Origin of the sequence: Streptomyces sp. NBC_00154 (assembly GCF_026342835.1) — a bacterium.
Lineage (GTDB): Bacteria > Actinomycetota > Actinomycetes > Streptomycetales > Streptomycetaceae > Streptomyces.
Genome location: NZ_JAPEMI010000002.1, coordinates 1393102 through 1408081, shown reverse-complemented (window position 1 = coordinate 1408081; position 14980 = coordinate 1393102). Strand labels below are relative to the sequence as shown.

At 71.4% G+C, this 14980-nt stretch carries 11 protein-coding genes; 4 read left to right on the top strand and 7 right to left on the bottom strand.

Annotation, left to right across the window (positions count from 1 at the left end; genetic code table 11):
- Window positions 1–23 precede the first annotated feature (23 nt).
- On the top strand, window positions 24–1031 hold the full coding sequence (locus tag OHA03_RS43015; RefSeq protein WP_267009354.1) for a Gfo/Idh/MocA family protein: 1008 nt from the start codon (window positions 24–26) through the stop codon (window positions 1029–1031).
- A gap of 49 nt (window positions 1032–1080) precedes the next feature.
- Here the strand turns inward: OHA03_RS43015 and OHA03_RS43010 are convergent, their stop codons facing one another.
- Window positions 1081–1344 carry a hypothetical protein gene (locus tag OHA03_RS43010; protein WP_267009353.1) on the bottom strand — a complete coding sequence of 88 codons (264 nt, stop codon included), beginning with the start codon at window positions 1342–1344 and terminating at the stop codon, window positions 1081–1083.
- Window positions 1341–2159, bottom strand: coding sequence for a phytanoyl-CoA dioxygenase family protein (locus OHA03_RS43005; RefSeq protein ID WP_267009352.1), 819 nt, complete (start codon window positions 2157–2159; stop codon window positions 1341–1343). Before OHA03_RS43005 ends, OHA03_RS43010 begins: the two co-directional genes overlap by 4 nt.
- Before the next feature lie 71 nt (window positions 2160–2230).
- Here OHA03_RS43005 and OHA03_RS43000 point away from each other — a divergent pair, with 71 nt between their 5' ends.
- The 3 genes from OHA03_RS43000 (at window position 2231) to OHA03_RS42990 (ending at window position 5317) form a co-directional block, all read left to right on the top strand.
- On the top strand, window positions 2231–3013 hold the full coding sequence (locus tag OHA03_RS43000; RefSeq protein WP_267009351.1) for a helix-turn-helix domain-containing protein: 783 nt from the start codon (window positions 2231–2233) through the stop codon (window positions 3011–3013).
- Between the two features lie 89 nt (window positions 3014–3102).
- Window positions 3103–3681 carry an IS607 family transposase gene (locus tag OHA03_RS42995; protein ID WP_267009350.1) on the top strand — a complete coding sequence of 193 codons (579 nt, stop codon included), beginning with the start codon at window positions 3103–3105 and terminating at the stop codon, window positions 3679–3681.
- On the top strand, window positions 3674–5317 hold the full coding sequence (locus OHA03_RS42990) for a transposase (RefSeq protein WP_267009349.1): 1644 nt from the start codon (window positions 3674–3676) through the stop codon (window positions 5315–5317). The genes OHA03_RS42995 and OHA03_RS42990 overlap by 8 nt, the downstream gene beginning before the upstream one ends.
- Before the next feature lie 156 nt (window positions 5318–5473).
- Here OHA03_RS42990 and OHA03_RS42985 read toward each other — a convergent pair whose 3' ends face one another.
- From OHA03_RS42985 to OHA03_RS42965, 5 genes are all read right to left on the bottom strand, one after another.
- Complete coding sequence (locus OHA03_RS42985; RefSeq protein ID WP_267009671.1) at window positions 5474–7372, bottom strand: alkaline phosphatase family protein; 1899 nt, start codon at window positions 7370–7372, stop codon at window positions 5474–5476.
- A gap of 34 nt (window positions 7373–7406) precedes the next feature.
- Window positions 7407–9083 (bottom strand): histidinol-phosphatase, encoded by a 1677-nt coding sequence (locus OHA03_RS42980; protein WP_267009348.1) that lies wholly within the window; start codon window positions 9081–9083, stop codon window positions 7407–7409.
- 114 nt (window positions 9084–9197) lie between these two features.
- A complete protein-coding gene (locus OHA03_RS42975) occupies window positions 9198–10871 on the bottom strand; it encodes a LamG-like jellyroll fold domain-containing protein (protein WP_267009670.1) in 1674 nt (557 codons plus the stop codon).
- Between the two features lie 298 nt (window positions 10872–11169).
- Window positions 11170–14121, bottom strand: coding sequence for a glycoside hydrolase family 2 TIM barrel-domain containing protein (locus tag OHA03_RS42970; RefSeq protein WP_267009347.1), 2952 nt, complete (start codon window positions 14119–14121; stop codon window positions 11170–11172).
- The gene (locus tag OHA03_RS42965; RefSeq protein WP_267009346.1) at window positions 14121–14972 is read right to left on the bottom strand and encodes a carbohydrate ABC transporter permease; all 852 of its coding nucleotides are present in this window, start codon (window positions 14970–14972) and stop codon (window positions 14121–14123) included. The genes OHA03_RS42970 and OHA03_RS42965 overlap by 1 nt, the downstream gene beginning before the upstream one ends.
- Window positions 14973–14980: the final 8 nt, after the last annotated feature.

Below are 14980 nucleotides of genomic sequence, written 5' to 3'. Positions count from 1 at the left end.
GACCCGCAAGGAGAACGACCAGCATGACCATACGTATCGGAGTGATCGGCACCGGCTCGATCGGGCGCGAGCACATCGAACGCGTCACCCGCCGTACCAGCGGCGCCGTCATCTCCGCCGTCACCGACATCGACCGGGCCCTGGCCGAGAAGGCTGCGAGCGAGGCGGGCGGCGCCCGGGTGTGCGCCGACGGCGCCGAACTCATCGCCTCCGCGGACGTGGACGCGGTGCTGGTCACGTCCTGGGGCCCGACCCACGCCGAGCACGTGCTCGGCGCCGTCGCGGCGGGCAAGCCGGTGCTCTGCGAGAAGCCGCTGGCCACGACCGCCGAGGACTGCCTGGCCGTGATGGCGGCCGAAGAGGCCTACGGGCGGCGGCTGGTGCAGGTCGGCTTCATGCGCCGGTACGACACGGGCTACCGCGAGCTGAAGCGGATCATCTCCGGCGGCGGCATCGGCCGGGCGCTGATGATGCACTGCGCGCACCGCAACCGGGCCGTGCCGGACGCGTACACCACCGACATGGCGGTGCAGGACTCCGGCGTGCACGAGATCGACGCGGCGCGCTGGCTGCTGGACGACGAGATCGTCTCGGTGCAGGTGATCGTGCCGCGGTCGACCAGCCAGCGCTTCGAGCACCTGGCGGACCCGCAGTTCATCCTCTTCGAGACCGCCGACGGGGTGCGGATCGATCTGGAGGTCTTCGTCAACTGCCAGTACGGCTACGACATCCAGTGCGAGGCGATCGGCGAGGAGGGCCTGATCCGGCTGCCCGACCCGGCCCGGGCGCAGCTGCGGGCGGCGGCGCGGATCGGCACCGCGATCGACCAGGAGTGGGACGACCGCTTCTCGGCGGCCTTCGACGCGGAACTGCAGGCGTGGGTGGACTCGGCCGCGGCGGGCCGCGCCACGGGGCCGTCGGCGTGGGACGGCTACGCCGCCACGGCGGTGTCGGTGGCGGCGGTGCGGGCGCAGCGCTCCGGCGGGGTGGAGCAGGTGGAGATGGTGGACAAGCCGGCGTTCTACGCCTGACGTCGGCGTGCGTAAGGGGCGCCCTCCGCGGACGGCGCCCCTTACGCGTTCAGCCCTGGAGCTTCTCGAAGAAGAACTCGTGCTTCAGGAACGACGTGTCGTACTCCGCGCCCGGGTACGGCGGGATCAGCTGCGCGGCCTGGAACAGCCGCCAGCCGTCCTGGAGCGCCGCGACGCCCGTCTCGTACGGCGGTTCGTCGCTGTCGCCGGTGGTCGGGCTGGTGCGGCCCGTGCCGTCGTACTGCGACCAGCCCACCACCTCGGAGTCGAGCGCCGAGTTGGCCAGATAGAGGACCAGGACCTGCTGCTTCATGCGTGGCTCCGGAGGGTGGGGCGGTTGGCGACGCGGGTCGCCCAGTAGTCGATGTCGAAGGTGTCGTCGCCGGTCAGGGCGCGCCAGAGTTTCACCCGGTTGTAGACCTCCAGGCGGCCGGTGGCGGGCTCGTACCAGGGGAAGGTGCGGCTGAGTTCCCTGGCGACGGCGGGGTCGTCCAGGTCGGAGGTGTCCCAGAGGCGGACCTGGGGGACGGTCGGGTTGAAGCGGATCTTGAACATGTAGCGCAGGATGTCGCTGTCGTTGCGCCGGCCGCCGTGCCAGATGCCATGGTGCAGCAGGACGACCGTGCCGGCCGGGCAGGTGAGGCGGGTCTGGCCGCGGAGGTTCTGGTAGCGGCCGGTGTCGGACTCGTTGGTGCGGCGCAGATGGCTGCCGGGGACGCTGAGGGTGCCGCCCATCTCGGTAGTGACGTCCTGCGGGTAGTACATGAGCTGGACGTCGAACGCGTCGGGCCGGATGTCGATGACGGCGTCGGCGTGCAGGGGCTGGGCCTCGCCGCCGTGCGGTTCGCGGACGTGGACGAAGTGGTGGTCGACGGTGGGGCCCGGGCCGACGAGGCTCTCCAGGGCGCCGGCGACGGCCGGGAGCTCGATCAGCCGGCGGGCGAAGGACCCCTCGGGGAAGGCCTTGTCCACGGGGGTGCCGAACGGCACCTCGGGGATCCCGGCGTCGAAGACGCCGATGGCCTGCTCGTTCATCTCCGGCGGTACGACGGCGTCCAGGCGGAGCGAGCCGTGCGCGACGAAGCTCGCCACCTGGGCCGAGTTCAGTAGCTGCTTGCTGGTTGACATACGGCAAGCCTAGAAAGGGCCTGCTCCCCTGTCGTGGGCTCTATTCATCGACTACTGGTAATTTCTCACCCATGACCGGTCATGTGGTACTGCCGCTGGACGAACCGCCGCAGGCGGTGAACGCGGGCGTCGGCATGCACGGCACCCTCGGCTCGCACGACGTCTTCCGGCTTCCCGGCCTGTGGCAGCTGCACCTGTACACCTACTCCGGCGAGCTGGCCTTCGGCGGCGGCCGGTATCCCATCCGGCCCGGGCACGTGAGCCTGGTGCCGCCGGATGTAGAGGTGCACTTCCACTACGAGTCGCGCCGGAACGAGCATCTGTACGCGCACTTCGCGCTGCCCGGCCGCGGTGAGCGGCGGACCGTGCCGGTGATGCAGGACGCGGGCGCGGAGGCCCCGGTGCTCACCGCTCTGCTGCGGCACGCGGTGGCCGCGATGCCGGTGTCGCCGGCGCGGGCGGCTGCGGAGGTGTGGACGGTGCTGTGGCACACGGCGCAGCTCGGCGGCGGCCAGGAGGCGGCGGGGCAGCCGCATCCGGCGCTGGCGGCGGCGTTCGCGTACATCGAACAGGGGCTGGCGGGACCGCTGCCGGTGCCGGGGATCGCCCGGGCGGCGGGGGTCTCGCACAACCACCTCACCCGCCTGTTCCGCACGGGCACGGGCGACACGGTGGTGTCCTACATCCGCCGCCGCCGTATGGAGCGCGCCCGGCATCTGCTCCAGGCCTCGACGATGCCGATCCCGGCGGTGGCGGCGGCGGTCGGCATCCCGGACCTCCAGGCCTTCAACAAGACCTGCCGCCGCGAACTGGGAGCGGCGCCGCGTACGATCCGCGAGGCGGCGCGGCCCTAGCCGTCGCCGCATCCGGGGGTCAGGAACTGTTCTCAACTAAGTGTCCATAAGTGTCCTTTAGATGTCACGAGTGTCGTATGATCTAGTGTATGAACCTGACGGAATGGGCACGCGCACAGGGGGTCGCCCCGCGTACTGCGTACCGCTGGTTCCGTGAGGGCACGCTGCCGGTCCCTGCGGAGCGAGTGGGGCCGCGCACGATCCTGGTGAACATCGACGCGAACACCTCACCGTCCGTGACCAGTGGCGTGGGACTGTACGCGCGCGTCTCCTCCCACGACCAGAAGGCCGACCTGGAGCGGCAGACCGCACGCTTGTCGGCATGGGCCGCGAAGGCCGGGCACAAGGTCGTGCGCGTCGAATCCGAGATCGCTTCGGGCATGAACGGCGCCCGCGCCAAGGCCCGTCGCCTGCTGGCCGACCCGGCGGTGACCACCGTAGTGGTGGAGCACAAAGACCGGTTGGGCCGCATGAACGTCGAACTCGTTGAGGCCGCTCTGGCTGCAACCGGTCGTCGACTCGTTGTGCTGGATGAGGGCGAGGTCGAAGACGACCTGGTGCGCGACACGGTGGAGGTTCTGACCTCGTTCTGTGCCCGCCTGTACGGTCGCCGCAGTGCGAAGAACCGTGCCGAGAAGGCACTGGAAGCGGCGGCTGCCGATGGCTGACAAGAAGAAGCAGCTCCGCACCATCGACCCGCCGTTTGGCGCTGTCGGCCCGTCCGGTGTGGCGTTACGCGACCGCCTCAAGCACCTCACACCAAAAGACGAGAAGGTGCTGCGTCTGGTCGGCGAGCACCAGGGCCGCCTGGCCTCTGGCGACCTCAAGGCCCGTTGCGAAGCCGGGCACAAGCACGACAACGACGCGTGGGCATCGCGGAAGCGTGACCTGACCGAGCAGTCGTCGTCGCGTATCGCGGGTGCGATCACGAAGGCCACGCACGACCAGTACGGCCTGGCCCGACGCTGCCTGCTCGCCCATGTCCAGAACCTTGAGGCCGGTATCCGCACGCTGCGACACCGACTGTCCCTCCCCATCGGGGAGAAGGGCAACAAGCGGGTGCCGGGCGGGTACCGGTCCACGGGCGAGTGGTTCCACAAGTCCCGCCGCCTGGCCACCCTGGAACACCGCCTCGACGTGGCCCGCGACGACTTGACGACCGGACATGTCCGTGTCGTTCGCGGCGGCCGGCGGCTGCTCAAGAACCGGCACAACCTTCATGCCGCGCAGCTCACCGAGCGCGAGTGGCGTCAGCGTTGGGAGGCTGAGCGCTGGTTCCTCGCCGCAGATGGCGAGTCCGGAAAACGCTTCGGGAACGAGACGATCCGCGTCACCCCTGACGGCGAAGTGTCGATCAAGCTGCCCGCCCCGCTCGCCCACCTGGCCAGCAGTAAGCATGGCCGGTACGTCCTTACCTCCAAGGTCGCGTTCGCGCACCGTGGGGACGAGTGGCACGACCGCACCGAGGCCAACCGTGCCGTCGCCTACCGCATCCACCTCGACGTGGAGCGGGGCCGCTGGTACCTCACCGCTTCGTGGACCAGGCCCGCCGTGCAGACCATCCCGTTGGAGACCGCCCGGGCCCGGGGCATGGTCGGCGTCGACACGAATGCCGACCACTTCGCCGCATACCGGCTCGACCGGCACGGCAACCCGGTCGGCGACCCGCGCCGCTTCCCCTACGACCTGTCCGGCACCGCCGACCACCGCGACGCCCAGATCCGGCACGCCCTCACTCGCCTCCTGCACTGGACCAAGCAGACCGGCGCGCAAGCGATCGGCATCGAAAACCTGGACTTCGCCGCCGAGAAGACGCGCGAGAAGCACGGCCGCAACAAGCGGTTCCGGCAACTCATCTCCGGTATGCCCACCGGCAAGCTCAAGGCCCGCATCGTCTCCATGGCCGCCGAACACGGCATCGCCATCGTCGCCGTCGACCCGGCATACACCTCGATGTGGGGCGACCAGCACTGGCGCAAGCCCCTGATCAGCAAGACTCGCAGCATGACTCGCCATGACGCCGCCTCGGTGGCCATTGGCAGGCGCGCCCTCGGGCACCCGATCCGGCGACGGACGGCACCGCCCCAGCATCACCAGAGAGATGATGCTGGGCATCGGACCCTCCAGGCCGATCCTGGTGACCGAGGGCGTGAGGAAACCCGCCGCCCCGTCGCGGAGCGTGCACACGATGCGCGTCGCCGGACAGGGACAACGAGAACGCGGGGGATCAGCGCATCCAAAACCGTTCGGGATGCGCGCAGTACTGGGACGTGGGCACAAGGCTCACTCCTGGACACTGTTTAGGAACGGTTGAGAGCTGCTACTCGCTGTGTGTGCAGGAGCGTGTGAGTGCGTCCTCGGGCACGGTGTGGGAGCGCGCGTTGGCAGGCGGGTCGGACTGTCGGTGGAACGAACCCGGCTCGGCCTGACCGCTCCGGGCTGTCGCGGCTGGCGGACCGGTCACCCCGTGACGCTCGGCCTCCCGTCCTCGATGTGTCCCGCCAGCCGCCGGGAGAAGGCCGGGTCGCCCGCCACGGTGACCACCAGGTCGTACCAGCCGTGTGCAGCGCTGGTGGGGTGGGTGAGGGTGCGGGTCTCGCCGGGTGCCAACCGCAGGCAGGCCGGGTGCGGATCCCGTTCACGGGCCTGCGGGCGGACCGTTGCCGTCTGAGGCCGCGCCGAGGTGTTGGTGAGCGTCAGCCGCAGCTCACGGGCCGGGGCTTCGACCGCCGAGGCGACCTCCACGCCGTCGGACGGCGTGCCCGTGAACTCGCGGCGGAAGCCGTTCGGGCCGGTGACCGTGAAGCGGTAGTGGTCGGCGGTAAGGGGCACCGTCCACTGCGCCTCGCCCCTTACATCCCGGTGCTGGGGCGCGGCGAACTCACCCGCGTAGGGGTAGAGCGCGAAGTGCGCGCTGGACGCGCCGGTGTTGACCAGCGTCACCGCGACCTGCTCGCCGCGCACGACGGCGTGCGCGTCCGGCTGGTACGGCAGCGCGCGGGCGGGACGCGTTCCCGGCGGCACGGGACCCGGAGCGGGCTCCGGGTCGAACGCGAACGCCGCCGTCAGATCGCCCGTCACCGTCCGGCGCCACGGCGAGACGTTCGGGTCCTCGACCCCCGTCCACCGCTCGAGGAACCGGTTCACGGAGGTGTGGTCGAAGAGCTCCGAGCAGACGTGACCGCCCGTCGACCAGGGTGAGATGACCAGCATCGGCACCCGGATCCCCAGGCCCGTGGGGTGTCCCTCCCACCACTCGTCCGGGTCGTCCGGGCCCGGCACCGGCGGCGGGACGTGGTCGAAGAAGCCGTCGTTCTCGTCGTAGGTCAGGAGGAGGACCGTGTGCCGCCACACCTCGGGGTGCGAGGCCAGCGCGTCCAGCAGCCCGTGGATCACCTCCGCTCCGGCCTGCGGGGAGGAGACGTTGGGGTGCTCCGACGACACCGCCGGGGCGACGACGTAGGAGACCTCCGCCAGCCGGCCCGCCGCCACATCGCGGGCGAAGGCGTCGGTGAGGGTGCCGGTGGGCACCCGGCGCAGGGCCCGCTCGAACAGGCTGCGCTCCGCCGGGGCGAGGGCGTCGACGCCCTCCTCCAGCAGGCCCAGCAGCCGGTCCCGTTCGGCGTAGTCGGCTGCCTCGCGGACGGTCTCGTAGAAGGACTCCAGGTAGGTGTGGCCGTCGGTCTTGCGCAGCGCCTTGTGGGCGACGGCCTTGAAGGTGGCGAAGAACTCCGGCTGGTTGTCGGTGTAGTTCTCCCACTCGCTGTACGTCTGCCAGCTGCGGCCCGCCCGCTCCAGCAGCTCGGCGTACGTCGGCCAGTCGTAGCCGGGGTGGACGTCCTCGTCGTTGGCGTCGTTGTCGACGGCGCGGCGGCCGTCCGGCTCATGGCCGGACAGGCTGGACCACAGGTAGTTGCGGTTGGGGCTGGTCGAGGAGTGGATGGACGCGTGGTAGGCGTCGCAGATCGTGAAGGCGTCGGCCAGTGCGTAGTGCAGCGGGATGTCGTCCCGGTCCAGGTAGGCCATGGTGGCCGGGGTCTTCGCCGGGACCCAGCCGTCCATCCAGCCGCCGTGCCAGGCCTGCTGGGCGGTCTCCCAGCCGTGGTCGAGGTCGTGGAAGGTCGCCAGCTGCGGCGTACCGGCCGCGGCGCGGGCGGCGAAGGGGCGGACGGTCCGCTCCCCGTCGGGTTGGTCGAAGACCAGGGCGCCGCCGGGGAGGCGGATCGCGTTGCGGTCGCCGAAGCCGCGGACGCCGGGGAGCATGCCGAAGTAGTGGTCGAAGGACCGGTTCTCCTGCATGAGGACCACCACGTGCCGGACGTCTTCCAGCCCGCCGGCCGGCGGCTCCTCGGCCAGCATCCGCAGCACCGAGGCCGGGAGCTGAGCCGTCACGTCAGCTCCCCGCGACATCGACGAACACCGGGTTGGTGTAGAACCACGTGTCGAGCCACGGGTCGCCGTCGCCCGGCTCGTGTGCGATCGGCCCGTGCGGGTCGATCGACGCGCCGAGGTAGCCGGTGCCGTTGCGGTTGCCGTCGCTGCCGCGCAGCCGGACGTAGAAGGGCTCGTCGCCGGCCGTCAGCGGGATGTGCAGGGTATAGGTCCCGGTGCGGCCGGTGACGTCCGTCGTGTGCACGACCCGGGTGTCGGGCGCCCGCCACGAGTCGCGGTCCGCGGCCGGGCCGCGCACCGCACCGCGGATCACATCGACGTGGGCGAGCTCCGGCAGGATGTCGTGCGCGTTGGGCCGGGAGGCCGTGGTGACGGTGACGGACAGGGTGAGCCGGTCGCCGGGGCGTACCCGCAGCCGGCCGCCGAGGGTGACTCCGCGGCCGGTGTCGTGGGCGCGTCTGAGGCGCACGTCGAGCCCGTCCAGGAGCTGGCCGTGGTCGAGCCAGACCCTGCCGGCCCGCAGACCCGCCATGACCGGCCGGTAGCCGTACTTGGTGACGCCCACATGGGTCCGGCTGAACTGGCCGGGCCAGAAGTCGCCGCCGGGCTGCGGCTCGGTGGTGTTCACCGGGTCGGGCAGCCGACCGGTGTTGTCGAAGTTCTGCCCCGGCGGCCAGTCGCCGTTCTTCCAGGTGTCGAAGACCACCCGGTGCACGTCGGAGTTGGTGGTGATGGTGAACAGCCTGCCCTCGGAGAGCATCGCGTCCCACAGGCCGCCGACGGTGGCGGTCACCCAGTCGAAGCCGCCGTACGTGACGTAGGCGTCGGTGGGATAGCCGGGCCAGGAGTTGGCCGAGGGGGCGTTCTCGTACTCGCCGCGCTGCGAGTCGGGACCGCGCCAGCCGGGGATGCCGCCGCCCTGGGCGCCGGGGGCGCCCTCCATGCCGATCATGATGTCGGGTGCGGCGTCGCGCCAGTTGCGCATCTCGTGCGGGGAGTCGATGCCCAGGCGCATCGGGTGGTTGGCGATGACCAGGACGTCGTCGATGTAGCCGGTGCGGCGCTGTTCGGCGAGCCAGCGGATGGCGGCCACGGCGTGCGCCTCGTTGCGCGGGGTGTCGGGGTGGTCGGGGCCGCCGGCGGTGTAGCCCAGGAGCTTGCCGTCGTAGGCGAGCTCGAACCGCGTGAGCAGGTCGACCTCGTGCGGTCCCGGGGCGGCGAAGACCGTGCAGTGCTCGGCGGCGGGGATGTACCACTCCAGGCCCTGGAAGATCAGCTGCCGGGGGTGGGCGGCGCGGGCCTTGAGGATCTCCTCGTGCTCCAGCCGGGCGCCATAGCTCGCGTGGCCGAAGTTGGAGTGCTCGTTGAAGACCATCCAGTCCAGGCCGTAGCGGGCACCCGCGTCGGACAGCTGGCTGAACGTGTACTTGGCGTCGTGGCTGTAGACGCTGTGGATGTGGTGGTCGCCGACCAGGTACGCCAACTCCGGGTCCGTGCCGCCGAGCTGGGGCGCGGACGCGGCGGAAGCGGTGGACGGGCTGAGCAGGGATCCGGCGGCGAAGGCGGCGCCGAACAGGCCGGCGCGGCGCAGCAGGCCGCGGCGGGACAGGGCCTGGGCGCTGAGCGCGGCGGCGGGCACGTCGGGGTCGGCCCAGATCGGCAGCTTGGAGGACGGCATGCGGGTGCTACTCCCTTGCGGTGGATGGCGGGAATCGGCGGGATGGAGGGCTCGCCCCCGGAGGCGAGAGGGGGCGAGCCCTCGGGCGGGACCGGTCGGCCCGGATGAAGTCCGTCAGCTGAGCATGAAGTCGCCGACGGCCAGCGCCCGGTCGCAGATGCGGACGTCGCCGAGGCGGCCGTTGAGGATCTGGTCGATCCTGCCGCCGTACTCGTAACCCCCCAGCAGCCACGGCAGCCCGACCGAGGTGAGGCCGACGGCTGCCGCGTGCGGGTTGCGGGCGACCGGGCAGCCCTGGACGTGCATCGTGGTGTGGCTGCCGTCGTTGACGACGGCGACGTGCCACCAGCGGCCGGGCGCGGTCTCGTCGCCCCAGTTGGTGGCGATGCCCTCCTGGTTGAGCGGCCGGACGGCCCACTGCGGGCCGGGGCCGTCGGACAACGACAGGGTGGCCAGCGGCTCGTCCGGGTCGTCCTGCGTCTTGCCCGCGGCGCCGCCGGTGCCGGTGCGGCCGACGAGTCCGCCCCAGGCGTTGCGGGCGGAGTCCCAGTCCTCGGCGGGCTGGTAGAAGGCCTCGATGGTGTAACCGTCGGGGAAGGTCGCGGCGTTCAGCGGTGCGCCCTGGACCGTACGCAGATATGCGCCCTGCAGCGGCGGCTTGCCGCCGGTGAAGCGCAGGCTGCCGTGACCGGGCTGGTCGGGGTGGTGGGCGGCGGAGAAGGTGAGGCTGCGGGAGGAGGAGCCGGGGACGGCGGCGACGGTGAGGTCGTTGCCTCGGCCGGTCAGGTCGCGGATCGGTCCCTCGGCCCTGGCGCCGTCCTCGCGCTCGTCGAAACGCCAGTACGCCACGGTGCCGGGGACCAGCAGCTGCGCCGCGGGCCGGGGCCCGCGCGCGGCCACGGGGGCGAAGCCCGCGAAACGCTCGGCGAAGTCCACCGCGACGGAGAACCGGTCCTCGGGGCCGGTCAGTTCGATCTCCCCGCGCTCCAGCTCGTTCAGGCCGTCGGCGGCCCGGCCCAGGATCCACGGCGAGACGGTCTCGACGTCGATGGTGTCGCGGTCCAGGTCGAAGTGGTAGAGGCGGATCATGGCGGCGCCGCCGTAGTAGCGGTTCTGGTAGTTGGTGAGGTGCAGGTGCACGTCGTTGCCGGCGGCGTTCTCGCGGACGGTGCGGGCCGCGGGCCAGAAGTGGCCGTTCAGGGTGAGGAAGATCTGGTCGTGGTCGTGGATCAGCTCGGACCACAGGCGCTGCCCGTAGTCGGACAGGACCGCCCCGCCCTTGTCCTCGTCGACGCCCACGAGGTCGTGCGTGGTGAGGATGACGGGGGACTCCGGGTGGTCGGCGATGACCTGGCGGGCCCAGGCGAAGCCCGCCTCGGACATCCGCCAGTCCAGCGCCAGGACCAGCCACTCGCGGCCGGCGGCGGGGATCAGGTGGTACGTGTTGTAGCCGTCCGGCGTGGCCCCGCCGAAGGTGGGCAGATCGGCCATCCGGTCCGGGCCGAAGGTGCGCAGATACGGGGTGGCGCCGCGCTGGTCGTCGGTGCGCGAGGGGATGTCGTGGTTGCCGGTGAGCACGCTGTAGCCGACGCCGTTGCGGTCCAGCAGTTCGAACGCCTCGCCCACGGCGGCGAACTCGGTGTCCGTGCCGTGCTCGGTGAGGTCGCCCAGATGGGCCAGGAAGACGATGTTGTCGTCGCGGCCGTGGTCCAGGACGTAGCGCAGGGAGGCCTCGACGGGTGCGCGCTGGATGCTCGGACCGTCGAAGAGGTACTGGGTGTCGGGCATCACGACCAGCGTGAACCGGTTGCTGTCCGGGTCCGGCCGCCAGTCGGCGGGCTCGTCCGCCTGCGCTGCGGCCTGCGTGGCGGCGGTGGCCGTGGCGAGCGCGGTGCCTGCGGTGATCAGCCCGGCGCGGCTGAGGAAGGTGCGCCGGTCGGTGCCGTGCGAGGTGCACACATCGTCTCCAGGAGAGGTTTCGGGCAGCCCGGACCGCGCTCCGGCTGGGGGACGGAGCGCGGTGGGCTTGTCGGCCCGGTGGATGCGGACTTGGCTGGCTGGTGGTGGACGGTGCCCCGGGGGCCGCCTACTCGGCGGTCAGCCTCCAGGACCAGCGGTGGACGCCCGGGCCCACGAGGTACTGCGGCAGCGTGTCGGGCCCGCAGGACGCCGTACCGACACCGCGGTGCTCGGCGTCCAGATGGACCACGCAGCGCTCTTGCGGTGTGAGCTCGTCGTGGTGCGTGGCGGCCGTCAGATCGGCGGCGCGGTGCCGGGTGACCGACACCTGGCGCGGCTCGTCCAAGCGCACCGCGAGCCGCTCCCCCGCGGCAGAGTGCAGGGCGAGGCTGCGTACGCCGTGCCGGCCGCCGCTCTCCTGCGGGCGCAGATAGGGGGTGAACAGGTCGTCCACGGCGACCCGGTGGTGGCCGACGGGCGGGCCGGCGCAGCGGTCGGGGTAGGACTCCCACGGCCCCTGGCCGAACCAGTCCAGCTCCTCGTAGCCGGCGGCCGTCTCGAAGACGGTGCCCACCCGGGCGACGTCCGTCAGGCCCTCGGGGAGCTCGGCCGTCTCCTCGACGAGGACTCCGCCGGCGATCGGGGTGAAGGTCTGCTCATGGCGTACGGCGCCCTCGCCGGTGGCGTACTCCGCCCGTACGACGGTGCGCCCGTCGCGTACGGACACGTCCAGCAGGGTGCGGGTCGGAGCCTGAAGGCCCCACTTGCGCCAACGCTCCGCGATCCCGCCGAGCTCGTCGTTGTCGGTGGGCGCGCGCCACAGGCTCAGCGTGGGCGGCGCGGCCAGCAGCGGGTGCACGAGCAGGCCGTCCTCGTCGAGGGTGACCTCGCCCTGCGCGGTGTCGGCGGCCGCCGGGGCGGCGCCGCGCAGCCGTACCTGCGGCGTGCACACCTCCAGCCCCGCCGGCGCCCAGCTCTCCGCGCCGGCCGTGGTGGCGCGCAGCGTCAGCCACGCCTCGCCGCCGTCCCCGTCCGCCTGCGCCAGCAGCTCCGCGGGTACGGCGACGGTCGCCGACTCCCCCGGACCCAGGTCGGGCAGGACCGCCGGGACGGTGTGCGTGCCGGTGCGCTCCGCCGCCAGCACCCACTCGCCCGCCAGCCAGGACAGATCGCGGAAGTGCTGGTGGTTGCGCACCGTCACCGACCCGTCGACCGACGCGGTCAGCCGGACCGGCGCCGCCAGTTCGCGGTGCTCGTACATCGCCGGCTTGGGGGTGCGGTCGGGGAAGACCATGCCGTCGGTGACGAACGCCCCGTCGTGCGGGGTGTCACCGAAGTCGCCGCCGTAGGCCCAGCGCAGGCCCGGACCGGCGACACCGTCGGCGAAGGCGCCGGCGCCCGCGGTGCCGGCCGGTCGCTTGTCGTCCACACGCTGCAGGATGCCGTGGTCGCGGAACTCCCAGATGAACCCGCCCTGGAGGCCCGGCGTGCTTTCGATGGCCGCCCAGTGGTCCGCGAGGGTGCCGTTGCTGTTGCCCATGGCGTGCGAGAACTCGCACCAGATCAGCGGTTTGGTCTGGCGCCCGGACAGGGCGTGCTCGACGACCTCGGGGAGGTTGGCGTACATCGGGCAGGCGATGTCGGAGGCCAGCGAGGTGTCGGCCCAGTCGATCTTCGCGGCGCCCTCGTACTGCAGCGGCCGGGTCGGGTCGTAGCGGCGCAGCCAGCCCGCGGCGGCGTCGTGGTTGGCGCCGTAGTCGGACTCGTTGCCGAGCGACCAGATCAGCACGCTGGGGTGGTTCTTGTCGCGCAGCGCCATCCGCGACACCCGGTCGGTGAACGCCGCCAGATAGCGCGGGTCGTCGGCTATCTCATGGGCGTGGTCGTGCGACTCGATGTCCGCCTCGTCGACCAGATAGACGCCGAGTTCGTCGGCCAGATCGTAGAAGGCGGGGTCGTTGGGGTAGTGCGAGGTGCGCACCGCGTTGAAGCCGAAGCGCTTGAGCAGGACGAGGTCGGCGCGCATGTCCGCCTGCGACACGACCCGCCCGGTGAGCGGGTGGAAGTCGTGCCGGTTGACACCCCGCAGGAAGATCCGCTCGCCGTTGACCAGCAGGTCCCGGCCCTGGATCTGCACGGTGCGGAAGCCCACCCGGTGCCGCGAGGTGTCCGCCACGCTGCCGTCCGCCCGGTGCAGCCGCACCGTGAGTCCGTACAGCTCGGGGGTCTCCGCGGTCCACGGCCGCACGTCCGGCACGACGGCCTTGAGCCGCGCCTCGCCGAGGAAGTCGGAGACCCGCCACTCCTCCTTGCAGTACGCGTCGAACTCCGCGTCCTGCGCCAGCTCCCCGGCACCCTCCAGCTCGCCGCTGACATACCAGCCGGCGGGCAGCGCCCTCGCCGCCGAGCGGACCTGCACCTCGGCCAGAAGACCGCCGTCCGCCGGGGCGGTGATCTTCACATCGGCGAGATACAGCGGATCGGTGGCATAGACGTACACGGAGCGGGTGATACCGCCGTGCCACCACTGGTCCTGGTCCTCGATGTGCGTGGCGTCGGACCACTTGACCACGGTCAGCCGTACGGTGGCGCGCTCGCCGGGCCGTACGGCGTCGGTGATGTCGAACTCGCCCGCCAGATGAGAGTCCTTGCCCATCCCCACCGGTCGCCCGTCGACCGCGGCGACCAGCACGCTCTCCGCCGCCCCCACGTGCAGCACGATCCGCCGCCCCGCCCACTCCGCCGGGATGTCGACCTCCCGCTCGTGCACACCGGTCGGGTTCGCGGCGGGCACCTGCGGCGGGAAGTGCGGGAACGGCATCTGGACGTTGGTGTAGTGCGGCAGGTCCGTCACCCCGTGCAGATCGTCGAACTCCTGCATGGTCCAGAGGCCGGGCACCTCCAGCTCGGTCCAGAAATCCGCGAGCGGGACATCGGGCGCGGGCAGCAGCTGGAAGCGCCAGCTGCCGTCGAGCTCGATCCGGTCCCCCTCCCGGCGTACGGCGTGCATCGGCAGCCGCTGCCAGGAGGTGAGCTCCGGGCTCTCCCAGGGGCGGGTGGGCAGGGACGGGCGGGTCATCAGCGGATGGCTCCCTTGGCCAGGTCGGCGATGAAGTGGCGGGCCGCGAAGGCGAACACGATGAGCAGCGGGATCAGGGCCAGCAGGGCGCCGGCCATGACCATGCCGTAGTCCGTCATGCTGTGCACGCCGTTGAGCTGGGACAGCGCGACCTGGAGAGTGACGTTGTCCGGGTTGGTGAGGGCGATCAGGGGCCAGGCGTAGTCGTTCCACTGGCTCATGAAGGTGAAGATGCCGAGGAACGCCAGGCCAGGGCGGACCACGGGCAGCGCCACATGCCAGTACTGGCGGAGGAAGCTGCAGCCGTCGAGGCGGGAGGCGTCCATCAGCTCGTCGTGGATGGCGCCCGTCATGTACTGGCGCATCCAGAAGATGCCGAACGCGTTGGCCGCCGCAGGGACGATCAGCGCGGTGAGCGAGCCGATCCAGCCCAGCTTCGCCATGATCACGAACTGCGGGATGGCGGCCAGCTGGGCGGGCAGCATGAAGATGGCCATCATCAGCCCGAACAGCAGCTTGCGCCCCGGGAACTCGAACTTGGCGAAGACGAACGCCGCGAGCGAGTCGAAGAACAACACCAGCACCGTGACGCTGACCGCGACGATCAACGAGTTCAGCATCGACCCGAAGAAGTCGACGTTGTCGAAGAGGTTCTTGACGTTCTCGCCGAAGTGCGAGCCGGGCAGCAGCTTCGGCGGGTACGAGAAGATCTCGCTGGTCGTCCGGGTGGCCATGACGACGGCCAGATAGAACGGGAAGACCGACAGCAGTACGCCCGCGATGAGCGCGGTGTGCAAGGAGACACCGCGGGCCAGGGCACCCTTGATCCTCGGTGTGAAGGTCTTGGTCATGGCGGCCT